Genomic DNA, 24115 nt, shown 5'->3' on the forward strand with positions numbered 1-24115 from the left:
CTAATCAAAAAAGAACGCCGCTGATACAGTTGCGTTCTTTTTTTAATCCTGTTGATAGTTCTCTTCGCAAAGCACTTGAATAGTTTTTTATATGCCTGGGTATTCCAAGAAACGAGAATAAAATATTGTATCCGTTGCAAACTTAAACTGACAAAATGAAAATGGGACAAGTGGTGACAACGGAGATATGAAGAGCTGCCTACCTGCTATTTCGGCTAAGACCATTGTACTTGCAATATTTATTTTGATCTTTAGCAATGGAGCCTGTTTCCGGTCCGTTCATGCCGATCCGTCGCTGCCTATTGTAGCGGATGAGGGGGTCTATTCGATTGAAGTTTTTCCCCGGGAGCACCGTCTTGTTGTACGTAAGCATGGGATAATCATCAAGACCTATCCGGTTGCGGTCGGAAATCCGTCGACACCGACACCCGTAGGTGAATACAAGGTGGTGTACAAAGGGAAGGACTGGGGCCCTTCGTTCGGTCCGCGGTGGCTCGGGTTAAATGTGCCCTGGGGTAATTACGGTATTCATGGCACCAACAAGCCCTATTCCATTGGTCAGCACTTGAGTCACGGCTGCATCCGAATGGGCAACAGAAGTGTTATTGAATTGTACGATCTGATTCCTCTCGGAACCAAGGTTACGATATACGGACATGTGTTAGGGGATCCGGGACATAATCCGAGGGAACTTGCGGAAGGCGATGTCGGAGGAGATGTGCAGTTAATCCAGTCGCGCTTGAAGAGCGCCGGATATTTTAACGGAGTCTGCAATGGCAAGTTTCGTTCAGATACGACAGCCGCTCTGAAAAAGTTTCAGAAAGACCGCCATTTGATTCAGCATGGAGTCGTTTCGGGAAAAGTGTATGAGGAGCTCGGTCTGTTGGAGTAACTACGCTCCAGAGTATCGGGGTACCGCACAGAGTACCTGAATCAGCTTCGAAGAAAGCCCCGCTATGCGGGGTCAGTCTGTTGAGAAACCTGAAATTGTGAAAAATTGCTTCAGTACCCCGTAGCCTGGCCCCACTATGTGTTTTTTCCCGGCTACTCCTGCAATGCCGCACGCCATTGGCCGATCAGACGTTCACGGACATTGGCGGCTATATCGAATCGGTAGGCGGGGTATAAGTTTTCCAGCTTTACAGACGCGAGCAAAGGGTTAGCAGGAATATCGGGCGTTACAGGGAACGAGAAGGCCGTATTCATATAGTCTGCCTGCACCTCCCGGGACAGCATGAAATCGACCAGCTGCTTTGCGGCGGCAAGGTTATTACCTCCCTTCAGGATGGAGATGCCTCCGATCTCCCAGCCTGCCTGTGGCGGGATGGAGGAGAGGATGTCATATCCCGAGTTTTTGAACCGCAGCTGGTCGCCCAGGAAGCTGACGACAGCCGCAACCTCGCCTTCAGCGAGCCGCTGGGCGCTGGTTATCCCGGCGAAGGTGGTGGAATTGCTTTGTTTTTTCAGCTTCTGCATCAGCTCGATCGCTTCACGTTCACCGCGCTGCTGAGCAAGCGAGGCGAGAAGCGTATAGCCGGTCCCGGAGGTCTCCGGGTCGGGAATTTGGATCTTGCCTTCGAGCTCCGGACGAAGGAGATCTTCGTACTGTTCCGGCAGAGGAAGGGAGGCAAGCTTGGGATCATGCTGCCAGACCGTCTGGTTGACGCCGATGGCAAGAGCCCCCATGTACATGCCTGTCCAATATCCGTCGCTATCCTTATATTTGGACGGAATGCTGCCTACGGCGGGAGAGAGGTAGCGTAAGGATTTGTTCTTGTTCTTAAGCTGCTCATGCAGGTCGGCGGGACCACCAAGGACGACGTCGATTCCCGTCTTCCCCATAGCAATGAGACGATAGCTTGCTTCGCCGCTGGACATGCGGATGAGCTCATAGGGCTGATCCGTCTTCTTCTTAAACTTCTCGAGCAGGATACGCCCCTCGTCCTCCTGGAAGACGACGTACACCTTAAGAGGCTGGTTGCTCTTTTTTTCGCTGAAGAGCATGAACCCGGCTAAGGTCAATACTGCCGCCGAAAGCAAAATAAGCCATTCCTTTGTTCTCATGTTGTCTCTCTCCCCTCATCCGAACAGCCAAAAAAGGAAACGAAGGTTTCCTTTTTTTCATCATTTATTAAATTTCAAGGCTCCCTGCAAAATACCAGAATCAGCTTGGAAGCCAAGGCCCCGTTTATGTTTTTTCGGTTTCACCCTATATTATGAACCGGTTTTGATCAAATGAATTTTATCGGCGGCGGCGCTGATCGTGACATTGCCTTCAAATCGGGTCTGCCCGATATCGTAGACGTCCACGATCCATTCCTTCCTCGTATCGTCAAGAATAAAATAACGCTCCTTCTCGCCAAGAAACATCGAGGACTTCACGAAGCCGCTGACGATAAAATCCGTATCGCTGACGGCGGCATTGATGCGCATCGATTCAGGGCGAATGCTGAGCAATACCTGCTCCCCCGGCTGCACTAGTTCCTCGCTGTTCGCCGTGCAGGTCCTCGCCTTCTCTTTGATCATATACTCCACCGTAGTCTGCCCTCCGGCTGTATGGCGCACTACCGCATCCGCAAAATTGGTCGTCCCTATGAAATCGGCGACATAAGGCGTGCGCGGCTTATAGTAAATTTCGTGAGGGGTGCCGTATTGGTCGATGGCGCCTTTGTTGAAGACGACGATATAATCCGACATCGACAAGGCTTCCAGCTGATCGTGAGTCACGTAGATGACGGTCAATCCAAGCTCCTGCTGAATTGTGCGCAGCTCCACGCGAACCTCCTCGCGAAGCTTGGCGTCCAGGTTGGAGAGCGGCTCGTCGAGCAGAATGATCGGGGAGTTCATGACCAGTGCCCGCGCCATCGCGACGCGCTGCTGCTGTCCCCCGGACATTTGGTGCGGGTAGCGCTCCTCGAGGCCGGTCAGCTTGACTTTGGCTAGCGCTTCCTTGACGCGTTCTTCGACTTCCGCCTCGGGACGCTTCTGAATATCCAGACCGTAAGCGACGTTATCGAATACGGTCATATGAGGGAAGAGAGCGTATTCCTGAAATACCATCGGCGTGCCTCGCTTATACGGCGGAAGATCGTTGACAAGCTTGCCGTCGATAAGGATTTCTCCCTCATCAATCGTATAAAATCCTGCGATGGAACGGAGCAGCGTAGTTTTGCCGCAGCCGCTTGGTCCAAGGAACGTGATGAATTTGCCGCGCTCAATCTTCAGATCAATCTGCTTGAGGACGTGATTATCGCCAAACACTTTATTGACATTTTTTAAATCCAGTAATACTTGCGAGCTCATGCGCCTCACTCCTGACGGTTAGAAATCGAATATTTTGACCTTCGAACGGAAAATAAGCTTCATGACACCGAGAGTTAACAGTGTCGCTCCCATTAGGCCGACAGCTACGGCGGCCGCCCAGTAATAGGTTCCTGTCTCCGCATAGTTGAAGATGGAGACGGCGGCGACGACCCATTTGGGGGTAATCAGGAACACGATGGTACTCAACGTATTCATATTTTTCATAAAAGCGTAGACAAAGTTAGCGACTACTGTCTTCTGCAGCATCGGGAAGACTATCGTTGTCAGTGTCCGTCTGCTGTCCGCTCCCAGATTCGTAGCGGCTTCCTCAATCGATTTGTCCACCTGCTTGAATGCAGCAGTTAATCCGCGATAGCCGACCGGCATTTGCTTCAGCAGCATGGCGACAATAATCAGCACGGCAGAGCCTTGAAGCACGATAGGTCCCGAGCTGAACGCAACGATTAGAGCCAAGCCGACGAAGGTCCCCGGAAGGGCAATCGGCAGAACCGCGACGAAATCGAGCGCTCTTTTACCCGGAAACGGCTTGCGTACGATAACATAAGCCAGCACGAGGGCGAAGGCGACGGCCAGAAACGAGCTGACCAGCGACAGCACAAGGCTGTTCATAACGGCAGGTGAGGACGGATTAAATACGATTTTCATAATATGGTCGAGCGTAAAGGTGTTATCCCGCCCGAAGTTGTTAGTGAAAGCGAACAAAATCGTAATGGCGAACATCGACAGGATGAAGACCGACATGATGCTGTTGAAGGTAAACAAGGCGATGTCGGTTTTACGGGAAGTCGTAACCCGGTTAAGACCCGAGACAGGCTTGCCCGTAATGGTAGAATAAGAGCCTTTGGCCAGCAGCTTGTTCTGAATGGCGAAAACGAGCAGGGCAGGGATAACCAGAATGATCCCCATGACCGAGGCAAGTCCCGGTTCGTTATTAATAATTTCTCCGTAGATTTCAACAGCCAGGAGCGAATAATTGCCCCCGATCAGCTTCGGATTCCCGAAATCTGCAAAGCAGTTGATCGCAACGAGAAGGAACGCGTTGATGATCCCCGGCAGCGCCAGCTTCATCGTAATGGTACGAAACAGGTAGAAGCCGCGGGCGCCCAGATTTTGAGCGGCGATTTCCAGATTCGGTGAGATCGCCCGGAGTACGCCGGTAATGGTCATGTAAGCAAGCGGGAAGTAGGAGATCGTCTGCACGATCCAGAGTCCCGGAAGACCATAGAGGTCAAGCTCCACGCCGAACAAGGATTTCATCCATTGAGATACCATGCCGCCCCGTCCGAACAGCAGCAGGAAAGCAAGCCCGGTCATGACCGATGGAGCAAGAATGGGGAGAAAGGCAATGAACCGGAAAAACTTTTTCCCCCGGATGTTGCTGTAATGAATCGAATAAGCATATATAAATCCACACACCGTTGCAGTCAGAGCAGACAAGGTAGAGCTGACGACCGTGTTAAACAGGGCTGTACCGTACCGGCTCTTGCTGAAAAAGGTTCCCCAGCTGTCAGCGCCTGGCAGTGCAACGACATAGAGGAGCGGGTACACGACAAAGAGGCACAGCACGGCAAAGCTGATCAGAACGAGAATCAGAGAAGAAGGATCTCGGGCCAGCCGGCCGACGGATGCGCTCATGCCCGTTTTTTCTGTTATCATAGGGGCTACGACCACCTTCCGAATACGTTGTAGGTTAAAAACGGGGAGTCTGCCGTGAACAAGCTGTGGCGAAAGACTCCCCTGTGTGTCCCGAAAAATACCTCTATCGTTACTTCAAGTCTTTCAAAGCGTCCTGCAGCTCTTTGCGCTGCTCGGCAGCCTTCCATAAGCTGTAGGATGTATTGTACTTCGTTGTTTTGATATCAATGCCGTTCTTCGGAACGGGAACGCCCGGCTTCACGGATACCGCCATTGCGGATTCGCTGTACAGCATGCCCGGCTCATTGGTCAGCATGTAGTCCATTAATTTTTTGGCGTTGGCAGTGTTCGGTCCGCCCTTCACGATGGCCAGGCCGCCTACCTCATAGCCTGCCGCTTCAGGGACGATACTGACGATCGGATTGCCCTGGTTTTTGATCTTCAGCTGATCGCCGAGGAAGGTGACCCCGATGGTGTATTCGCCTTTGGCGGCTTTTTGGATCGGCTCGATGCCGGATTTCGGTCTTTCCTTCAAATTAGGGAGAAGCTGCGCCACATATTTCAGCATTTCATCCTTGCCCCATACCTGGGCCAGAGAAGCTACGGCTGTGTACGCCGTTCCGGAGGTCGCAGGGTCGGACATGCCGATCTCGCCTTTAAACTTAGGGTCGAGCAAATCCTTGAACGTTTGCGGATAAGGGGCCGTACCGTATTTCTCTTTCCAACGCTGCTCGTTGATGCCGATGGCAACCGGGTTCAAATAAAATCCGGTCCAGAACCCGTCTTTATCCTTCATGTTATCAGGTATGTCCTTCGCGTTCGGAGAGATGTAGCTCTCCAGCGCGCCGGCTTTCTTAAGTACCTCGTGCGAATCGGCGGGGCCGCCCATCAGGAAGTCGGCCTGCGGCTTGCCCATTTCATTCTGCACGCGCGTTACCGCTTCGCCGCTCGGAAGCCGGAGCACTTCGTAATCAATGCCGGTTTCCGCCTTGAACTTATCCAGAATCTTACGTGCTTCTTCTTCCTGGAAAATCGAGTAGACTGTAATTTTGCCCTTGGCCTTATCGCCGAACATGCCCGATTTGTACAGGAAAAATCCGGCTATCAGGACAATGACAGCCACCGAAGCGAATATCACGGAACTATTGCTTTTCTTTCTAGCCATTTCTACCAACCATCCCCTCTGTTCATTAGGAGGCTTCTTTAAGCTTGAAATAGGCTTTATGGTTCGTCTCGTCGAGCAGATCAAAGACAACGAAGTAAGCGTTATCATATCGGTCGATATGAAGCCAATGCTTGCGGTTCTTCTCCTCTTCGGCAAGCTGCACGACAAAGTGGGAGCCCGGCGGTTTATCGGAGAAATCAAAATGGCTGAAGTCGATAAGCCGCACGGCGGTTCGCATTTGCTTTGTCAGAACAGCCCGTTCCTCTTGGGATAGCGGAGTCAGGGAGCCGTTCTCCAGCCGGAAAACCTCATGCTCCGCATTGTCGATCGCTCCTCCAACCGTATCTGCAGTGAGCGTTTTGTCGATCAGCATATTCTGCAGCTTGCGGATCTCCGCACTGACATCGAGCGAGTTAACCGAGTCGGAGCCGAAGAGAAACCCGCTCGTTCCGATCTGGAACGACATATCCTCCTGGTCGAGATAGGCGACAGAGCCCGTCAGCAGCATACGGGAAGCGTTTGCGCGATTTTCCTGCCGGCCGGAGCTAAGCAAGCGGGCAAACGATTCCTTCCACGTGATCAGCTCTTTGGGGTCTTCTATGGAAATCGTGCCTATCCCCGGGTAAGTAATGTTCATCCGCATCGGGACGCCGTCGAACATATCGCGGCCGTTCAGCTCCCTCGGAATGATTCTCACTTCATCCATGCCAATGCGGAATACATAAGCGAAGATGCCGATGAGCGTACAGCCGATAACGATTTGCAACAAGATGAGACGTAACCATGAAAGCCCTTTCTTCTCCTCTTGCATGTAGAATACTCTCCTTTTATCTCAAAAAAATCGTAGGTTTGTATCAATTTTGTAACAAAACAGGGGCGGGCAATAGGCGTGTCTGAAAATGCAGCTGTACGACGGTGCCCTCTCCCGGACGGCTGCGGACATCGATGCTTCCGCCCTGCAGCTCCATCAGCTGCTTGCACAGGAGCAAGCCAAGCCCGTGGGAATGCCTTGTGACTGGTCGCGGCTCCTTTTGCTCGGCAGGAAGAAACAGAGCCTGTACCTCCTGCTCGGTCATCCCTCGTCCATTGTCTGCGATACGGATGATGCAGCTGTCGGCTGCGGTGTCCGGTTCGAGCTCTATGGACAGCTGCGTACATTCGCTGTGCTTGATGGCGTTGTCGATCAGATTGAAGAGCACCTGCTGGGTGCGTTTGGGATCGAAATACGCCGGACAGGCTTCGGACGCAAAAGTCGTTCCGATCATTGATTTTTGCAGGGTAGGCTCCACGATACGCAGGCTGTCCGCAAGGACCACGGCCAGATCGGCGTGCTCAAGCTGTATTCTCCAAGCCTCGTCCCCTTTAAGGGAGGATTGAAGCAGATCTTCAACCATCTGCAGCAGACGGGTGCTTTCTTTGCGAATGTACACGTTGCAGTTGCGGATATCGTCGACCCGATCGAGCTTGTCTATCAAATCGGAAAAACCGATAATCGAGGTCAGGGGCGTCTTCAATTCGTGCGTCACATTGTCGTAAAACGTTTTTTGCTTGCCTTGCTCGTAATGCAGCAGCTCGATATGCTCCTGAAGCGCCTGCGACATCTGATTGAAGTCGTTGGCAAGCTCTCTCACCTCATCATGGCTGCGAACGACGATCTTGCGGCTGAAATCTCCGACGGCGACCCGTTTTAACGCCTGCTGCAGCGCATGAAGAGGCTTCATGATAAAGAGCGAGAAGGAATAACTGGCCAGCAGAGCAATAAGCAGGCAGCCAAGAGCTACTCCAATAAACCAGCTGCGCATTTCCGTCAAGGTTTGATCGTGCTGCTTCAGATCAAGCAGGTAACGGAAGCCGCCGACGATATTGCCTCCGTAACTAAAAGGGGATGCATAAATTAACAGCTTCATCCCCTCCACCTCCGTAATGACCGATGCGGTCTGTCCTTCCAGCGCGGCATCGATGTCGCTCCGCTTGATCAGATCCTCCCGGTTGCCGCTGTCTCCGACGATCGTTCCTTCAGAATCGAACAGCTGCACCTGAAAGTTGCTGTTGGCTGCCAGATGCGATGCGATCAAAGGAGCGTAGGCGCCTGAAAACAGCTGCTCAATGCTGATTTTTTTGTCGTTCACGATTTTGAGCGCTTCGATCCGGTGAAGGGAGTAGTACTGGCTCAAGGTCTGCGTATCCCTCTCGATCATGCTTTTGCTCAAGGTGTAATTGATGACGACATACATGGCGGCGAGCAGCATGATAATCGTAATCATATGCTGAATGAAAAATTTATTCCGCAGTCTCATTGTTTAGGCCTCCAGCTTGTAACCCGTCCCGTGAACCGTTGCGAGGATATGCTCATGAGGCTTCAGCTTCTCTCTGAGGCGATTCACCAGCATATCCACGGCGCGCGTCTGACCGTAGTAATCATATCCCCAGACTTGATCGAGCAGATGCTCCCGGGAGAACACCTTCTTCGGATTTTTGCACAGCAGCCACATGAGCTCGAATTCCTTGCTCGTCGTCTTCACAAGCTTGCCGGCTACCTTAAGGGTGCGCTCGGCGCGGTCGATCTCCAATACGCCAATCTGCAGCAAATCAGACGATGGATTTGTATCCGCTTTCATCCGGCGCATGACGGCACGAATGCGAAGCACCAGCTCCCGCGTTTCAAAGGGCTTCGTCAAATAGTCATCGGCTCCCAACTGGAAGCCTAATATTTTATCATTCATTTCGTTCTTGGCCGTAAGCACGATAACCGGAATATCCTTGTAAGCAAGACGCAGCTGCTTCAGCAGCTCGAATCCGGATTGGTCGGGCAGCATCAAATCCAGCAAAATCAGGTCGATAGGGCTTGAGGACAGCTCGCGAAGCCCTTCGCTGACCGTACCCGCAACGATAGGGCGGAAGCCTTCGACCTCAAGGCTCAGCTTCAGCAGCATTTGGATGCTGGAGTCATCTTCGATGATTAATATGTTCACATCCTGGCTTCCTTTCCGTAGACGATAATAGTACTTATTCTACACGAGTCCTTTGTGTTGTAAAGCTTGGATGTGTGGGAAAAGGTGGGGAACAGTACTTTGAAGAAACAACTGAATAGGAACTGCCAAGTTCCTCCGTTGCGCTGAGGTCATTATTCTGATACTATCAAGATATAAATAATTAGACGTATAATAATTAGTTGTTTAAATACTGTTAGCAATCCAAATACGTTAGGAGAATGAAATATGGGAAGATTAAATAATAAAGTAGCGATCATCACAGGCGGCGCTTCGGGTATCGGAGAAAGCATGGGTGAGCTGTTTGCCCAAGAAGGCGCTATTGTTATTGCGGCAGATATTAATGAGGCGGCACTTGAGAAAGCAAGTCAGAAACACAATATTTACGGAATGAAGTTGAATGTTGCTTCGGATGAGGATTGGCAGGCGCTGGCCAAGGAAGTCTACGATCGCTTTGGCAAAATTGATATTCTTGTCAACAATGCAGGCATCTCATCTGAGAAGCCATTTGAGGAAATCAATGCTGAGGATTGGCAGAAAATGCTCTCGATAAATGGCTTTGGCCCGTTCGCAGGGATGAAGCATGTTGCTCCTTACATGGCGGCCCAAAAGAAAGGTTCTATCATCAATATTTCTTCTTACACGGCCTTGATAGGTCAAGGCTTTAATCACTATTCGGCATCGAAGGGCGCAGTTCGCGCATTATCCAAAGCTGCCGCTACAACCTTTGGCCGTCAAGGCATTCGGGTGAATGCTCTATTCCCCGGGATCATTGAAACGCCAATGACGCAAGCTTTAAGCACCTCAAAGGATCTGCTGAGCCGATTAATCCAGGCAACACCTTTGCAGCGATTAGGACAAGCCATCGATATTGCCCAAGCCGCACTGTTCCTTGCTTCAGATGAATCCTCGTATATTACAGGCTCAGAAATAGTCATTGATGGTGGATACTCGGCTCAATAACGTGTAAGATGATGGCAGCTCTTCATTTTTTAATGGGGGCTGTCGTTTATATTCCCAGGAGGATTGTATGGAAGAGCAGACCCTTTTCGAGCTTATACACAACATGGATCAGTTTACCAACCAGTTGATTGTCCAGTGGAACAAAACTTTCAGTGAGGACCTTGGCATTTCTCATGTTCTCGTGCTCAGCCATTTAAAGAAACATGGCAAGAGCCGGCCTTCGGACATTGCAAAACAATTAGGCTTTACCCCTCCAACGCTAAGTTATTTATCCGAAAAGCTTGTCGCTAAGAAATTAGCTGTTCGAATAATGGATGAGTCTGATCGCCGAATTGTTTATTTGGGCATTACCGACAAAGGGACCGAAGTTCTTGACAGAGCCACCCTGGAGGGGCAAAGACTGCGTACCGATTTGTTTAAAAAGCTAACCGAGCAGGAGCGGGGCCAGCTGGCCAACCTGTATAAAAAGCTGAATAGCGAAGATTAGATTCAGCCATGTGAATAAGAAAAAATAGATACAACGATGCCCCTACGCATTCAACGAAGGGGCTCTTTGCACATTCGATTCGATTTACCTGAAATCCGGCGGAATTCTGCGGGCCACCCCGGTCAGGATAGCGGCCTCGATAATGCCTTTGCGGACGTTGGTGACAACGCGCTCGTTGAAGATACTTGGGATAATGTAATGCTTGTTCAGCTCCGCTTCCGTCACGACGGAAGCGATGGCGCGCGCCGCCGCGAGCTTCATCGGCTCGTTGATGGTTTTGGCCCGGCAGTCCAGCGCACCGCGGAAAATACCGGGGAACACCAGCACATTGTTGATCTGGTTGGGATAATCGCTTCGCCCTGTAGCAAATACGGCTGCATGAGGCAGCGCTTCCTCCGGATCAATCTCCGGCTTAGGGTTCGCCATGGCGAATACGATGCTGTCCGAAGCCATAGTCTGAATATCTTGTGCGCCGAGAATTCCGCCTCTGGATACCCCGATGAACACATCCGCCCCCTTGAGCACGTCCTTGAGCGTTCCTTCTTTGGCTTCAACCTGCGGCTGCTCGGCTAGCCACTGCCACATGGGGTGATCGTAAGCTCCTCCCCGAACAATAGCTCCCTCCCGATCGACGGGAACAAGACGGGTTACACCGGATCCGAGCAGCATTTTGCAAATAGACACGCCGGCGGCCCCGATCCCGTTAACGACGACGCGTATTTGATCCATACGTTTGCCGACGACCTTAAGAGCATTCAATAGACCGGCAATGACCACTACTGCGGTTCCATGCTGATCGTCGTGGAAGACGGGGATGTCGAGCTCTTCTCCCAATCTTCTTTCGATTTCAAAGCAGCGCGGCGAGCTGATATCCTCCAGATTAATGCCGCCGAAGATCGGGCTGATCGCTTTAATAGTCCGGATAATTTCCTCCGTATCCTTCGTATCGAGACAAATCGGGAACGCATCCACGTTAGCGAGCTGCTTGAACAGCATCGCCTTGCCCTCCATGACGGGAGCCGCAGCGTGAGGCCCGATATCCCCCAGACCCAGCACGGCCGTACCGTCCGTGATAACGGCTACCGTATTCCGCTTAATCGTGAGCGAGAACGCCTTTTTCGGATTTTCATGAATGGCGGTGCACACCTTGGCTACACCCGGGGTGTAGACACGCGACAGGTCCTCGCGGTTTTTGATGGGCAGCGTAGGCTGGGTCGTGATTTTGCCTCCCAGATGAACCAGGAACGTCCGGTCCGAGACGTTGATCAGCTTGATGCCGTCAAGCTTAGATAACGCTTCGATCACGCGGGCTTCGTTGGACTCGGCTACATCGACCGTAATATCGCGTATCGAGGATTCTTTTCCTGCCCGAATGACGTCGATGGAGCTAATGTCTCCCGACGCTTTGCTGATGGCCGAAGCGACATCGCCGAAGGTGGTGGTCTCGTGGATCAGCTCCACGCGTATGACTATGCTGGTATGTGACATTTCTCTCATCCAATCCCTGTTATGTATTCATGCTGTCATAAGCAGTATCCGATTGCCGGCATAGGAAAAGTGATGGAAGGCATACCGGAACATCCGGCTCCTAATCGGCTGATTTCGGAAAAGGTTCCGAATACTAGGCTTCCCCAAAAGGGACTAATAAAAATCGGAAGAAACCATTTTGCCTTTCCGCAAATAAAAAAGCAGATGCTTGGCAGCGGGAATTCCGCTATCCAAGCTATCTACCGGTTTTCTTGAAGGCGGGTTGTTCTAACTGATGATGGAGAATAGCCCCGATATTGCTTGAACTGCTTGGAGAACGCATAGGGGTCGGGATAATCAAGCAGGACTGACAGCTGCTTGACAGTCTGGTCGGAATGCTTCAGCAGGTATTCCGCATAGTCCATTCTTGTTCGAATCTGATATTCCTTAACAGACATACCGAAGGCCTGCCGGAACAAGGCGGATACATATTTGGGAGACAGGGAGGCAACCTCGGCCATTTGACTAAGACTAAGGCGTTCCGCCGGCTGCTCATCCATGACTTGCTTCAATCGAAGCAAGCCGGGATGCAGCGATAGGGGCTGGTTCGGCGCCTTCAGCTCCTGCAGCATGCCTGCCAGCGTTTCGGCAACGGCCGAATGGCACAGGGTGTCCTTGATGACGGAGGCTGGAAGCTGGTTGTACGTATGCACCTTTTCAAAAAGCTGCTGCATGGCAAAAGCGTTGCCCGGAGAAAAATGCAGATAGAAGGGCTCGGCGTTATACGCAATTAGCTGCTCCTCTGCCGGGGAGTATAACTGGAAGCGGGTGGGGATGATCCGAAAAGGGATGTCTTGATTCCGGAACGCCCGATGCCGTACCTGGTTCGAAATGAAAAGCACATGGTTGTGGGATAAATCGACAGCCGTATCCTCGACGATATAGGTTCCGGATCCGGAAACGACGTACAGCATATGAAATTCGTTCAGCACCCGTTCGCGAATCATCCAATCGGTCTTCACGCTTACGTTGTAGCTGGCCAAAATGCGAAAGATATAAGGGGAGGCAAGCAAATCGCCGAGCAGCCGCTCGAGCCCCTGGATGGCCGTAGAAGGAGTATGCCTATTTGACATGATGGACCTCCGTCATTCTGATGATACAACCATCATAGAGGCTGGGAATACAGGCCGTCAATGAAGAAGGGGAAATATTCGAGTAGGCGAATTTGACATGACGGTTCAGCGAATCTGACATGGGACTTTGGACGATATTCCTGTACCCTATTCCTAGTAAAGGAAAAGCTTAGGGGGAATACGATGTCCAAGCCGAATATTGTGTTTATCATTTCGGACGATCACCGTCATCAATCGCTTCATTGTGCCGGGGACAAGTCCGTACGCACGCCGAATTTGGATGCCCTTGCATCCAAGGGCACCCGTTTTGAGCAGACGCATACGATGGGCGGAAAGAGTGCAGCGGTATGCATGCCCTCCAGAGCCAGCCTCCTTGCCGGGGCGAGCGTCTTCCGCTGCGTCAAGGAGAATGCGCTGGATCCGGGGTATGTGTTGTGGCCCGAAGCGCTGCGTCAAGCCGGTTATTACAGTTATGCCATCGGCAAATGGCATAACGGCGCCGAGGCGTTCTACCGCTGCTTTGCCGGGGGGACCCGCATCTTTTTCGGCGGGATGAACAGTCATTATGCAGTACCGCTGAAAGAATACCATCCTGGGGAAAAAGACGCTCCAGGCGAAACGTACACCCTGCACGAGCATTCCACGGATATTTTTACGGAAGCGGCGGTTCAATTTTTGGATGAATACGACCGCAGCGAGCCTTTTGCGTTGTATTTGGCCTATACGGCTCCTCATGATCCCCGGACGGCTCCGCCGGAATTTCGCTCGTTATATCATGACGAGGACCTCCCATTGCCTCCGAATGTGCTTCCGGAGCACCCTTTCGATAACGGGGAGATGTCGGTCAGGGATGAAAAGCTGGAGGCTTGGCCCAGAACCCCCGAAGCGGTTCGCAGACATCTAGGCGATTACTATGCGATGATCACCCATATGGATGACGGAATCGGGAAGGTGCTGCGCAAGCTAGAGGAACGGGGCCTAATGGAGAACACGATCGTGGTTTACACGGCCGATCACGGTCTTGCTATAGGGCAGCACGGTCTAATGGGCAAGCAAAATATGTATGATCACAGCATTCGCATTCCGCTGATCATGCAGGGGCCAGGAATTCCGCAAAATCGCATCGTCACGGACGTGCATCTCCAAATGGATTTTTACCGGACGCTTTGTGAGCTGACCGGAACGGAGGTTCCGGCAACAGTGGAAGGCTTGTCCTTGCTGCCCGCTATGCACGAGAAGGCTTCCTCGCAGCCGATCCGTCCCACCGTGTTCACAGCGTATAAGGACCTTCAAAGGATGGTGAAGGATGAGCGGTGGAAGCTGATTTATTACATTTCACCGGATTCTGATCGTAAGGTTCGGGTACAGCTGTTCGACTTGAACAAGGATCCGTGGGAAACCGACGATGTATCGGGAGATCCGTTAAATCGGGGGAAAATCATCGAGCTGCATCGAGAGCTGACCGAATGGCAGAGATGGGTAGGCGATTCCCTGGAGGTACCGTTTTATCCGGAAGAAGCTTGAGCCGCATGAAGCCTATCCCGAATGAAACCTATATGAAACCATATGATGTAATGGATTTACCTCAAGGTCCTGCTTCCCGCAAGCAGGGCCTTTTTGTGACATATGCTTTGAAGCATGACCCCCACAGCTTAACAGGAATTTAATAGGCAGAAATGGTAACTTTTCATGCTCTTCCATCGTCTAATTCATATTGCCGGTAATTGCTGCTAGCGGCAGTGATTACAGAAGCTGTACATAAGAGATTCAGAAAGCATTCATAAGGATTTTGAACTTATTAAGAGGGTGGCTCGTCCATAATTGAGGTGGCAGTATTGGAATCGGAAGCGAATTTGGAATATTTGAGATATTTATCGGCAAGCTCCGATAAGAAGGCGATATTGGAAGAGCTGATGGTCGCCTACGGCAAGGATGTTTGGAACTATGCCTTCAGCATGACGCGCAAGTGGGATCAAGCCGACGACATCACGCAGGAAGTATTTATCAAGGTATACCGCAATTTATATACATTTCGTCAAGAGTCATCTGTGAAAACATGGATTTTGACCATTACCCGCAATATGACAGTGGATTATCGGCGGTCGGCCTTTTATCGCAAAGTCACCTTGATGGATTACATAGCTCCTTCGAGCACGCAGCCGGCCACCGAGCACACGGTTATTGAGCAAATGACGGTTAACGATATGTGGGAGATGGTGCTGAAGCTGCCGGTCAAGTACCGCGAGGTGCTGCTGCTTTACGCACACTACCAGCTGTCGATGAAGGAGATTGCACAAATCCTGGGAGTGACAGAAGGAACGGTCAAGTCGCGATTATTCCACGCCCGCAAAAAAATGGTCAAACAAAAGGAGAATCAAAGCAATGGAGCCGATTGACGACGAGTTGAAGCAGTGGATGGCTGAAGGGCCATTCATCCGGCACGGTTTTTCGGAGGCGTTAAAGAAACGGATTGGGGAGCGCATCGACGAGCAGGATCGCAAAAAGAAGAAGAAGTGGATGCCTTGGAGTGCCGGTTTGTGCACGGCTCTTGCTGCCATAGCCGTATTTCTTTCTTTCCATTGGTACAGCCCGTTTAAGGAGCTTGTACCCGAAACCGCATGGAACGAATCGCCGGCATCCAAGCCCGCCATACCTCTTTGGAATACGACGATCAAGGCGGACCCTGTCCGTTCTGCCGTCTTGATCGGCTTAAGAAAGGATCACCCGGCTTCCGGGGGGAGTCCGGAATACAGCACGTACCGCACACTGCTGCTGGCTGAGGAGCAGGGAGAGCTTCGAAAATCGGCAGAGGGCAGCGGCATCCTGATGCCTTATAAAACGGAGTTTTTGAGAATCGTTCCGCAGCGCTTGGAGAGCACCGGCACGGTCTACCAGAAGCTGTCTGTTGCTGTAGCAACGGAGAAAAACGCGGCTTCGGTGCAGGAGGCAAATGATGCTCTGCAGCAGGTGAGGCTGTCGGAGAAGCTGCTTTTTGCTGGGAACCGGTACGTATCCGTCTCCCAAACGGTGCAGCAGGACAAGGGGAAAGACGCGCCGCGTGATTACGTTTGGGTCAAGGATGTAGAGGATCTGACCAAAACGAAGCTGCCGGCTCAACCATTACCGGAGAATGAACCCCATGTTTCCTTGAGCAAGCTGTACGGCTCCGCGCTGGCCCCGGATTTGCAGGGTGAGCAGGGCGATAGCTGGGCGATTGCACGGAAGGAGGGGCAGTGGGTACCTCAGGTTGCGACCTATCAGGCATCTCCCCTTGGGCTCAACCCAGTCAAGCCGCAGCTTAAGGAGGTTGAGTTGAAGCTGCCCGATTCCGTCGTTTCCTACGATAAGCTGTCAGCAAGCTGGACCGATATACGGCGTACCGTATCCGATGCCATAGACGCCTTTTCTTCGCCTAACGGGGAATTGGTGGGTATTGTCACCGCAAAGAATATTATCATGTATCCCTTTAAGGACCAGCTGATTCCGGCGCCGCTATTGTCCGTCAATCTGGATGCGGATGAGACCATTGTCATGATACAATGGGCTGTAGACGAGCCTTTCGTTGACATATGGAAGAAGCGGGTCAGCCTGCTGCTTGGGAAATGATTTTACAACCCACGGGGGAACAATAATAGCTAGATAGATGATTTCTTACGGGAGTAGATTAGATGAAACGAATTACGATACTGGTAGCGGATGACGAGGCCGAGATTGCGGATCTGATTGCGCTGCATCTGGAGAAAGAGGGGTACCAGATTATTAAGGTTCCGGATGGGAAAGAAGCCCTGCGCGTCATTCAAACCCAGCCGATCGACTTGGCCATTCTGGACATTATGATGCCCAAAATGGACGGATACGAGGTTACCCGTCTCATACGGGAGCAATATCATATGCCCATCATATTTTTGAGTGCAAAGACGTCGGATATGGATAAAATAACCGGGCTTGTGATGGGGGCCGACGACTATATGATCAAGCCCTTCAATCCCATGGAGCTGGTTGCGCGTGTGAATGCCCAGCTTCGCCGGTATATGCAGCTGAACCGCCATTCCACCGATAACGAAGCCGTACTCGAGTCCGGCGGCTTGAGCATCTACCCCGATCAGCGGAAGGTGGTGCTGTACGGGGAGGTTATCGAGCTGACGCCCAAAGAGTTTGATATATTGCATTTGCTTGCCAGTCACCCCAAAAAAGTGTTCAGCGCGGATCATATTTTTCAACAGGTATGGGGAGAAGCCTATTATGAGAGCGGCAATAACACGGTCATGGTTCATATTCGTACACTGCGGAAAAAGATCGGGGACGACACCAATAAACATAAGCTGATCAAAACGGTATGGGGCGTTGGCTATACCTTCAATCCTTAAATCCACAGTACTCTATTTTTACACCAAAGCGCAGCGTACGGCCTGCTTAGGGGCAAGCCGTACGCTGCGCTTTCTTGGAGTAAGAACTATATCCCGAAGCGGGATTTACTTAAATTTCCATAATGATCGGCAAAATCATCGGTCTTCGGCCTGTGTTTTCGTATAAATAGCGTCCCAAAGCGTCCTTAACGCTGATTTTCAGCGAGCTCCATTGGTAAATGTTCTCGGCCTGCAATTTATTGATCGTTTCGGTTACAATGCGGTTAGCTTGATCGAGCAGAGCCTCTGATTGGCGAACATAGACGAAGCCGCGGGAGATGATATCCGGCCCGGATAAAATATGGCCCTCGGCTTTGCTTAGCGTGATGACGACGACAAGAATGCCGTCTTCCGAGAGATGCTTGCGGTCGCGCAGCACGATGTTGCCGACATCGCCAATCCCCCATCCGTCTACGAACGTGTTGCCTGCCGATACTTTTCTTGTTTGGGATGCGGTTTGATCTTGAATATCCACAACATCTCCGTTATGGAGGATAAAGATATTTTCCTTCTTGACCCCGACCGCTTCGGCTAACAGCCGATGCTGGTACAGCATGCGGTATTCCCCGTGGATCGGAATGAAATAAGTCGGCTTCATCAAGGTAAGCATCAGCTTAAGCTCTTCCTGGCAGGCATGTCCCGAAACGTGCATGCCCGTGACGGAGCCGGAGCCGTAAATGACATTGGCGCCGAGACGAAATAAATTGTCGACGATTTGCGCTACATTCCTCTCATTCCCCGGAATCGGAGTCGCCGATAAGATGACGGTATCCCCTGGCAATATTTTGATTTGCCGATGGGTAGAGGAGGCCAGCCGGGCCAGTGCGGCCATAGGCTCTCCTTGACTTCCCGTACACAGGATGGCGACCCGCTCAGCTTCCAGCCCTGCCACCTCTCCTGCTTCTACGAGCATGCCTTCGGGAATCTTTAAGTACCCCAGCTCCGAAGCGATTTTGACCACATTCACCATGCTCCGTCCGAGGACCGTCAGCTTGCGGTTGGTCATCGCGGCCGCATCGACAATTTGCTGGAGCCGGTGAACGTTCGAAGCAAAGGTAGAGATGACTACCTTTTGCCGCGCTTTGGTGAAGGCTTCCTCTATCGATTCTCCTACTTTACGTTCGGACGGAGTGAATCCCGGGCGTTCGGAATTCGTGCTTTCGGATAATAAAACAAGGACGCCGTTCTTGCCAATCTCCGCCATCTTGTGAATATCCGGGTATTGCTCATTGACGGGGGTCAGGTCGAACTTGAAATCACCCGTATGTACAACCGTCCCCTCCGGTGTCTGGAAGGCGATACCCAGGCAGTCGGGTATGCTGTGGTTGGTTTTGAAGAACGTCGCGCGGATGGACCCAAGCTCTACTTCCGAGTTCGAGGTAATTTCTATTAATTCCGTGTCGGCCAGCAGACCGGCTTCTTTCAGCTTGATTTCAATGAGCCCTATTGTCAGCCGCGTGGCATAGATAGGCATATTGCATTGCTTCAATATATAGGGGATTCCGCCGATATGATCCTCATGTCCATGGGTAACAATCAAAGCACGTACTTTGTCTTTATGTTCGATCAGATAACTGATGTCGGGGATAATCAGATCAATCCCCAGCAGGCTCTCGTCAGGGAATTTGGAGCCGCAGTCAATGACGACCATGTCGTCCTCATACTGTATTACATACATGTTCTTACCGATTTCATTCACGCCTCCAAGGGCGAAAATGGACAATTTCTTCTCGCTGCTCAACAAAGTTCCCCCCATCCGTGATTCCAGCCGTTTTCATGCATAGAGTGAGCCAAGCCGGGTTCTTGTATTCGTGGCAATTAGTGGTGCGCCGCTTCATATTTAAGAAAAATTTTAGATAAAGCCTAATTCTTTTTAAACGTTTTCCTCTATCCTAAGTGGATATCAACGAAGGGGGAATATGCAGATGAAGAAGTGGGTGTTTCTGTTTGTCATTGTGGCGCTGCTAGGTTACGAGGCTTTGCAGCGTACCAGGGAGAATGCTAATGGAAGCCCGGGGAATGCGGAAATTCCGGTCCAAGTATCTGGAGATGCTTCGAGGCAGAGGAGCGAGGGCAAGCAGGGGGAGTCATCCAAGCAAGTAACGATATCCGTAGCCAAGGATCAAGTATATAAAGGAAAGCTGGTTCTTGTGAATAAAAAGAATGCCGTACGTTCGGAAGGAGAGCAGACGGATATAGTTCGGTTATACGAGCATAAAGATCTGATCCGCGGCTTCGCTCTATTAGATAATACGATTCGGCTGTCCCGGGAAGTGGCGAAAGAGTTCGGCGAGATGATGGAGGCCGCCAATAAAGACGGCGTGAATCATTTTATGATCAGCAGCGGCTATCGGGAGGAGAAGGAGCAGGACAAGCTGTTCCGGGAGATGGGCTCTGACTATGCTTTACCGGCGGGCTACAGCGAGCATAATCTCGGGTTATCGTTGGATATTGGTTCGACCCAGAAGGAGATGAATCAGGCGCCGGAGGGCAAGTGGCTGCTCAAGGAGGCATGGAAGTACGGATTTATCCTGCGCTATCCGAAGGATAAGACTACCATTACAGGCATTCAGTATGAGCCGTGGCATTTTCGTTATGTAGGCATGCCCCACAGCGCCATCATGAAGGAGAACAATATGACCCTGGAGGAGTATTTGGATTACTTGAAGGAGCAGAAGACTATTACGGCCCATACGGAAGGCAACACCTATGAAATCCGTTATTATCCTTACTCCAAAAATATGAAGATTACGATCCCTGCCAACCGGAGATACGATATTACGGGCAATAATTCGGACGGCGTGATACTCACATTATATTTGTAAGCAGGAAGCGAGGGGTATAGATGAAATCGTTCCATCCAGGCAAAAATATAGTACTGCCGGCCGTATTTACCGTTTATTTGTATCTGCTGGCCAAGGCTATTTTATTCAAGCTCGGACCGCTGGAGCTCGATTATCTGATCGACCGGTTCAAGCATAATTGGGAGAATCCGCGGGATATTATAAAGCGTTATGAAGCGTCCGGGAACATCATTCCCTTCAAAGAGATTGCACAGGATTTGAAACAGCCTATCGATTTCCTGCAGTTTCCGCCGGATAATTTGATCGGTAATATCGAAGTCTTTATTCCGTTTGGCCTAATGGCCCCGCTGTTTTTCCACCGCTGCTGCCGTTCGTGGGCAGGGATGCTGATGACCTCCTTGTTATGGAGCGGAAGCTTTGAGATGATACAGCTGCTGCTATCGATCGGAACCTTCGATGTCGATGATATGATCCTGAATGTAACAGGAGGAATGATAGGTTACACAGTGTTCCGCATATGCAACCTGAGCCGAAAGCCCAAGGAAGCGCAGGCGGCTAAAGCCAAAAGCAAATCTCCGCTCCGCAGGCAGCCTAACGGCCAGGGCGAGGGTGCGGGCTGACCGTGTAGAAGATGCAGTGTCTAACTATGCAAGCCCGGCTGTTATACACCCGGATGTTCGCTTACGTCTGCGGCAGGCTCAGCGAAGAATCGCGGACAATAAGCTGGGACTCCAGAATGATAACCCGGTTGTCCGTCACTTCACCGTTCTCGAGCTGATGAATCAATCTCTCGACGATAGCGCCACCCATCTTCATCTTCGGCTGGTTCACTGTGCTGAGCTGAGGAGTGATGTACCGGCTGATGCGATTGTTGTCCACGCCGATGACGGCGAGCTGTTCCGGAATCTTGATTCCGAGTTCACCACATGCCTGATACACACCAAGCGCCATTTCGTCGTTGGCGGCATAGATAGCGGTGAAGCTGACCTTCTTCTCTATTAATCTCTTTAACGCCTCGTATCCGCCCTGCTTGTTAAAGTTCCCGTTCTCGATCCATTCGGGACGGAATGGAATATGATGCTCGCGCAGGCCCTTCAAGTAGCCCTCCAGTCTCTCATAGCTGTCGATGGCATCCGCATAGCCGCTGAGAAACGCGATTTCCCGATGCCCTTGCTCTACCAGATGGTTCACGACTTCCTTCGAAAATTTCACATTGTCCGTATAGACGCACGGAACCTTATCGTGATGAATATATCTGCCGACGATGCCTATGGAATAATCCATATCGGCCCAATGGCAAATCTCCTCATCCGACATCATCGGGGTTACAAGGATCATGCAGTCAACGGTTTTATTCATGAGCAGATTGATAAATTCCAGCTCTTTTTCCTTGTTGTTCGACGTATCGCAGATAATAACCTTATATTTCATGGCATAAGCCTGATTTTCGATGCCCTTGATCACTTCTGCATAATAGGAGTTATTAATTTCCGGAACGATAACGCCGATAGCCATCGTTTTCTGGGAACGAAGATTTTTGGCGGCGGCATTCGGTTGGTAACCGAGCTCATGAATCACCTTCATGACCCTGTCCTTCGTCTTGGAGGTGACATTGTTGTTATTATTTAGAACCCGGGATACCGTAGCGGGGGAGACGCCGGCTTTGGCGGCCACATCGACGATTTTTATGTCCATTCTCATCTACCTTAGTACAGATTTTTATTCTGAGAAGACTATAACCTATAAAGAAATCGATTGCAATACTCATCATTTGATAGAATAGGAAGGAGTCGATTGTTGGATTAAGCTGAACAAACCGGATATAGTTGGAAATTTATTCGAAAATAGTGCTCAGTCAAATGCGGATTAATAAAATCGATTTCAGATCATTCAAACAGAGACTCCATTAGAGTTTATTTTTATAAACCGGCTAAAATTCAATAAAAATCGTGCTTTATCATTTTTTGTTTGACAATATTTCCAGCTGCTGAGTATAATACATCATGAAATCGATTTCAGTGCTTACAGTTTTATTGCATTAACCTCTTAGTGCAGGCGGGTACCCATCATATCTATTCATTGAAGCTTCATCAATATGAAAGCGGTTTATTGGATCGTAAAAAGGGAGGGTCATACCATGAAAAAGGTTACAATGGCAGTGGCAGGAACGCTTCTGCTAGGGTCGATATTGTCCGGATGCTCCGGTACCAAGCAGGAGCCGGCGTCGTCAACCGGTGATGCAGGGGCTGCGGCGAATATGAAGCCGGTGGACTTATATTTTTATCATAACGGGAATCTTTCCGAAGAGCAGTTTCAAAAACAATATGGAGATTACATAAAGCAAAAGCTGCCGAATGTTACGGTGAAATTCGTGCCCAAAGACAAGACGGTCAGCTTGGCGGAGATGATTACGAGCGGGACGACGAAGGTGGATATCTTTATTGATTCCATAGGACAAATCGGCTTGAAGGGCTCGCTTCTGGATATCGGGCTGAACCAGGATTTATCCGATCTGGTGAAAAAGCATAATGTAGATTTAAGCCGGTTTGAGCCGTCGACGATCGATGCTATCAAGGTCATGGGCGGTCTATATGGCCTGCCGATCAGCAACAGTACGCTGGTGTTGATGTACAATAAGGATATTTTTGATAAATTCGGGGTGGAATACCCTAAAGACGGAATGACTTGGGATGATTTGGCGGCTTTATCGCAAAAGCTGACTCGAAGCGATAACGGCGTCAATTACGTCGGTTATACGACATCAATCAATCACTTTTTAAGACTGAACCCGCTGTCTCTTGCCAATGTCGATGCCTCCTCCAAAAAAGCGACGCTGGAAACGGATGCATGGAAAAAGCTGCTTCAGGAAACCTTGATGAAGCCGATGCAATCCGAAGGCTACGGCCCAGTGCTTGAGGATTTGAAGAAGCAATGGTACAAGATTCCGTACATTGACGAGTTCTCCAAGGCCCGGAATGTCGCTATGTTCAGCTTCATGTACGGGGATTACGACTGGACTCGCGAGATGAATTGGGATGTGACGGCACTGCCTACCTTCAAGGATGCTCCGAAAGTCGGCAGTCAATCCTATCCGACTTATATGTTTATCACTTCGACCAGCGAGCATAAGGATGAGGCGATGGAGGTCGTGAAGCTGTTTATCAGCGATGAGTACCAGACGCAATTTTCCAAGTCAGGCGGCATTACGATTCTGAAGAACGATGCGATCAAGCAGGTGTTCGGCCAGGACACGACCATGAAGGATAAGAATATCAAGAATGCCGTATTCAGCAACACCTTCGCGCCGGCGGCGGCCAAAACCCGATACGATACGTTTGTAGAGGATGCCATTCGGGGTCAAATTACCGATCTCTTGTTAGGCAAAACCGATGTGAATACCGTACTTCGAAACGGTCAGGAGCAGGTTAACAAGAAGATTGAATCCGAGACCAAGTAACGTGATAGCAGGAGCACCACCGATGATGACCAGGGACTTACTGGCTTATCTTGCGGGAGTGCCCTGCTTTTTATTTCGCGCAGCCATTGATCAGTCCGGCATGGTTATTGATTAGGTCATAGCTCCTTAAGTTGACAACGCTTTGCAGCAATGTTAGGTTGGAAACAGGCATTCTTCAAGCATTTCATGATTGGTTTTGTCGACCGTACCGATGGAGACATTGTTTCTTTCTGCAGTGGGAGAGGGATGTCTTTTCACTATATGATCTGAATCTCGAATGGAAA

21 protein-coding genes are annotated in these 24115 nt (G+C 50.6%); 10 read left to right on the forward strand and 11 right to left on the reverse strand.

Annotated features, from left to right (window positions below; all coding sequences use genetic code 11):
• The first annotated feature begins 187 nt into the window (after positions 1 to 187).
• On the forward strand, positions 188 to 892 hold the full coding sequence (locus GGC63_RS18770; protein ID WP_192703598.1) for a L,D-transpeptidase family protein: 705 nt from the start codon (positions 188 to 190) through the stop codon (positions 890 to 892).
• A 152-nt stretch (positions 893 to 1044) separates the two neighbouring features.
• Here GGC63_RS18770 and GGC63_RS18775 read toward each other — a convergent pair whose 3' ends face one another.
• The 7 genes from GGC63_RS18775 to GGC63_RS35160 form a co-directional block, all read right to left on the reverse strand.
• The gene (locus tag GGC63_RS18775) at positions 1045 to 2064 is read right to left on the reverse strand and encodes an extracellular solute-binding protein (RefSeq protein ID WP_192703599.1); all 1020 of its coding nucleotides are present in this window, start codon (positions 2062 to 2064) and stop codon (positions 1045 to 1047) included.
• Between the two features lie 150 nt (positions 2065 to 2214).
• Positions 2215 to 3303 carry an ABC transporter ATP-binding protein gene (locus GGC63_RS18780; RefSeq protein ID WP_192703600.1) on the reverse strand — a complete coding sequence of 363 codons (1089 nt, stop codon included), beginning with the start codon at positions 3301 to 3303 and terminating at the stop codon, positions 2215 to 2217.
• 18 nt (positions 3304 to 3321) lie between these two features.
• Positions 3322 to 4980 carry an ABC transporter permease gene (locus GGC63_RS18785; protein ID WP_192703601.1) on the reverse strand — a complete coding sequence of 553 codons (1659 nt, stop codon included), beginning with the start codon at positions 4978 to 4980 and terminating at the stop codon, positions 3322 to 3324.
• Positions 4981 to 5089: 109 nt separating this feature from the next.
• The gene (locus GGC63_RS18790; protein ID WP_192703602.1) at positions 5090 to 6124 is read right to left on the reverse strand and encodes an ABC transporter substrate-binding protein; all 1035 of its coding nucleotides are present in this window, start codon (positions 6122 to 6124) and stop codon (positions 5090 to 5092) included.
• 25 nt (positions 6125 to 6149) lie between these two features.
• Positions 6150 to 6935 carry a DUF3919 family protein gene (locus GGC63_RS18795; protein WP_192703603.1) on the reverse strand — a complete coding sequence of 262 codons (786 nt, stop codon included), beginning with the start codon at positions 6933 to 6935 and terminating at the stop codon, positions 6150 to 6152.
• Positions 6936 to 6978: 43 nt separating this feature from the next.
• Positions 6979 to 8421, reverse strand: a complete 1443-nt coding sequence (locus GGC63_RS18800) for a sensor histidine kinase (protein WP_192703604.1) — start codon at positions 8419 to 8421, stop codon at positions 6979 to 6981.
• Between the two features lie 3 nt (positions 8422 to 8424).
• Positions 8425 to 9096 carry a response regulator transcription factor gene (locus GGC63_RS35160; protein WP_192703605.1) on the reverse strand — a complete coding sequence of 224 codons (672 nt, stop codon included), beginning with the start codon at positions 9094 to 9096 and terminating at the stop codon, positions 8425 to 8427.
• A gap of 246 nt (positions 9097 to 9342) precedes the next feature.
• Here GGC63_RS35160 and GGC63_RS18810 point away from each other — a divergent pair, with 246 nt between their 5' ends.
• Positions 9343 to 10077: an SDR family NAD(P)-dependent oxidoreductase gene (locus tag GGC63_RS18810; protein ID WP_079912653.1), complete on the forward strand. Its 735-nt coding sequence runs from the start codon at positions 9343 to 9345 to the stop codon at positions 10075 to 10077.
• A gap of 67 nt (positions 10078 to 10144) precedes the next feature.
• Positions 10145 to 10564, forward strand: a complete 420-nt coding sequence (locus tag GGC63_RS18815) for a MarR family winged helix-turn-helix transcriptional regulator (RefSeq protein ID WP_192703606.1) — start codon at positions 10145 to 10147, stop codon at positions 10562 to 10564.
• An 84-nt stretch (positions 10565 to 10648) separates the two neighbouring features.
• On the opposite strand, the gene GGC63_RS18820 is transcribed toward GGC63_RS18815, so the two are convergent.
• On the reverse strand, positions 10649 to 12052 hold the full coding sequence (locus GGC63_RS18820) for an NAD-dependent malic enzyme (protein ID WP_192703607.1): 1404 nt from the start codon (positions 12050 to 12052) through the stop codon (positions 10649 to 10651).
• A 239-nt stretch (positions 12053 to 12291) separates the two neighbouring features.
• Positions 12292 to 13164: a helix-turn-helix domain-containing protein gene (locus GGC63_RS18825; protein ID WP_192703608.1), complete on the reverse strand. Its 873-nt coding sequence runs from the start codon at positions 13162 to 13164 to the stop codon at positions 12292 to 12294.
• A gap of 183 nt (positions 13165 to 13347) precedes the next feature.
• Here GGC63_RS18825 and GGC63_RS18830 point away from each other — a divergent pair, with 183 nt between their 5' ends.
• The 4 genes from GGC63_RS18830 to GGC63_RS18845 all read left to right on the forward strand — a co-directional run bounded on the left by GGC63_RS18830 (position 13348) and on the right by GGC63_RS18845 (position 17531).
• The gene (locus GGC63_RS18830; RefSeq protein ID WP_192703609.1) at positions 13348 to 14688 is read left to right on the forward strand and encodes a sulfatase-like hydrolase/transferase; all 1341 of its coding nucleotides are present in this window, start codon (positions 13348 to 13350) and stop codon (positions 14686 to 14688) included.
• Between the two features lie 311 nt (positions 14689 to 14999).
• Complete coding sequence (locus GGC63_RS18835; RefSeq protein WP_225948321.1) at positions 15000 to 15560, forward strand: RNA polymerase sigma factor; 561 nt, start codon at positions 15000 to 15002, stop codon at positions 15558 to 15560.
• Complete coding sequence (locus tag GGC63_RS18840; protein ID WP_192703610.1) at positions 15547 to 16770, forward strand: hypothetical protein; 1224 nt, start codon at positions 15547 to 15549, stop codon at positions 16768 to 16770. The genes GGC63_RS18835 and GGC63_RS18840 overlap by 14 nt, the downstream gene beginning before the upstream one ends.
• A gap of 62 nt (positions 16771 to 16832) precedes the next feature.
• Positions 16833 to 17531: a response regulator transcription factor gene (locus tag GGC63_RS18845; protein ID WP_079912646.1), complete on the forward strand. Its 699-nt coding sequence runs from the start codon at positions 16833 to 16835 to the stop codon at positions 17529 to 17531.
• Between the two features lie 109 nt (positions 17532 to 17640).
• Here GGC63_RS18845 and GGC63_RS18850 read toward each other — a convergent pair whose 3' ends face one another.
• On the reverse strand, positions 17641 to 19326 hold the full coding sequence (locus tag GGC63_RS18850; RefSeq protein ID WP_192703611.1) for a ribonuclease J: 1686 nt from the start codon (positions 19324 to 19326) through the stop codon (positions 17641 to 17643).
• A gap of 169 nt (positions 19327 to 19495) precedes the next feature.
• On the opposite strand from GGC63_RS18850, the gene GGC63_RS18855 reads away from it, so the two are divergent.
• Both GGC63_RS18855 and GGC63_RS18860 read left to right on the forward strand, forming a co-directional pair.
• Complete coding sequence (locus tag GGC63_RS18855; RefSeq protein WP_192703612.1) at positions 19496 to 20395, forward strand: M15 family metallopeptidase; 900 nt, start codon at positions 19496 to 19498, stop codon at positions 20393 to 20395.
• 20 nt (positions 20396 to 20415) lie between these two features.
• On the forward strand, positions 20416 to 20994 hold the full coding sequence (locus GGC63_RS18860; protein WP_192703613.1) for a VanZ family protein: 579 nt from the start codon (positions 20416 to 20418) through the stop codon (positions 20992 to 20994).
• Between the two features lie 61 nt (positions 20995 to 21055).
• Here the strand turns inward: GGC63_RS18860 and GGC63_RS18865 are convergent, their stop codons facing one another.
• Entirely contained in the window at positions 21056 to 22069 is a 1014-nt protein-coding gene (locus GGC63_RS18865) for a LacI family DNA-binding transcriptional regulator (protein WP_192703614.1), read from the reverse strand.
• A gap of 442 nt (positions 22070 to 22511) precedes the next feature.
• Between GGC63_RS18865 and GGC63_RS18870 the strand changes: the two genes are divergently transcribed.
• Positions 22512 to 23831, forward strand: coding sequence for an ABC transporter substrate-binding protein (locus GGC63_RS18870; RefSeq protein WP_192703615.1), 1320 nt, complete (start codon positions 22512 to 22514; stop codon positions 23829 to 23831).
• The last annotated feature ends 284 nt before the right edge of the window (positions 23832 to 24115 follow it).

The organism is Paenibacillus sp. OAS669 (assembly GCF_014873645.1).
GTDB lineage: Bacteria > Bacillota > Bacilli > Paenibacillales > NBRC-103111 > Paenibacillus_S > Paenibacillus_S vulneris.

Excerpts from the sequence above, each read along its gene's own strand:
- GGC63_RS18770 (WP_192703598.1), top strand. The coding sequence starts at position 188 with ATGAAGAGCTGCCTACCTGCTATTTCGGCTAAGACCATTGTACTTGCA.
- GGC63_RS18775 (WP_192703599.1), bottom strand. The coding sequence starts at position 2,064 with ATGAGAACAAAGGAATGGCTTATTTTGCTTTCGGCGGCAGTATTGACC.
- GGC63_RS18780 (WP_192703600.1), bottom strand. The coding sequence starts at position 3,303 with ATGAGCTCGCAAGTATTACTGGATTTAAAAAATGTCAATAAAGTGTTT.
- GGC63_RS18785 (WP_192703601.1), bottom strand. The coding sequence starts at position 4,980 with ATGATAACAGAAAAAACGGGCATGAGCGCATCCGTCGGCCGGCTGGCC.
- GGC63_RS18790 (WP_192703602.1), bottom strand. The coding sequence starts at position 6,124 with ATGGCTAGAAAGAAAAGCAATAGTTCCGTGATATTCGCTTCGGTGGCT.
- GGC63_RS18795 (WP_192703603.1), bottom strand. The coding sequence starts at position 6,935 with ATGCAAGAGGAGAAGAAAGGGCTTTCATGGTTACGTCTCATCTTGTTG.
- GGC63_RS18800 (WP_192703604.1), bottom strand. The coding sequence starts at position 8,421 with ATGAGACTGCGGAATAAATTTTTCATTCAGCATATGATTACGATTATC.
- GGC63_RS18810 (WP_079912653.1), top strand. The coding sequence starts at position 9,343 with ATGGGAAGATTAAATAATAAAGTAGCGATCATCACAGGCGGCGCTTCG.
- GGC63_RS18815 (WP_192703606.1), top strand. The coding sequence starts at position 10,145 with ATGGAAGAGCAGACCCTTTTCGAGCTTATACACAACATGGATCAGTTT.
- GGC63_RS18820 (WP_192703607.1), bottom strand. The coding sequence starts at position 12,052 with ATGTCACATACCAGCATAGTCATACGCGTGGAGCTGATCCACGAGACC.
- GGC63_RS18825 (WP_192703608.1), bottom strand. The coding sequence starts at position 13,164 with ATGTCAAATAGGCATACTCCTTCTACGGCCATCCAGGGGCTCGAGCGG.
- GGC63_RS18830 (WP_192703609.1), top strand. The coding sequence starts at position 13,348 with ATGTCCAAGCCGAATATTGTGTTTATCATTTCGGACGATCACCGTCAT.
- GGC63_RS18840 (WP_192703610.1), top strand. The coding sequence starts at position 15,547 with ATGGAGCCGATTGACGACGAGTTGAAGCAGTGGATGGCTGAAGGGCCA.
- GGC63_RS18845 (WP_079912646.1), top strand. The coding sequence starts at position 16,833 with ATGAAACGAATTACGATACTGGTAGCGGATGACGAGGCCGAGATTGCG.
- GGC63_RS18850 (WP_192703611.1), bottom strand. The coding sequence starts at position 19,326 with ATGGGGGGAACTTTGTTGAGCAGCGAGAAGAAATTGTCCATTTTCGCC.
- GGC63_RS18855 (WP_192703612.1), top strand. The coding sequence starts at position 19,496 with ATGAAGAAGTGGGTGTTTCTGTTTGTCATTGTGGCGCTGCTAGGTTAC.
- GGC63_RS18860 (WP_192703613.1), top strand. The coding sequence starts at position 20,416 with ATGAAATCGTTCCATCCAGGCAAAAATATAGTACTGCCGGCCGTATTT.
- GGC63_RS18865 (WP_192703614.1), bottom strand. The coding sequence starts at position 22,069 with ATGGACATAAAAATCGTCGATGTGGCCGCCAAAGCCGGCGTCTCCCCC.
- GGC63_RS18870 (WP_192703615.1), top strand. The coding sequence starts at position 22,512 with ATGAAAAAGGTTACAATGGCAGTGGCAGGAACGCTTCTGCTAGGGTCG.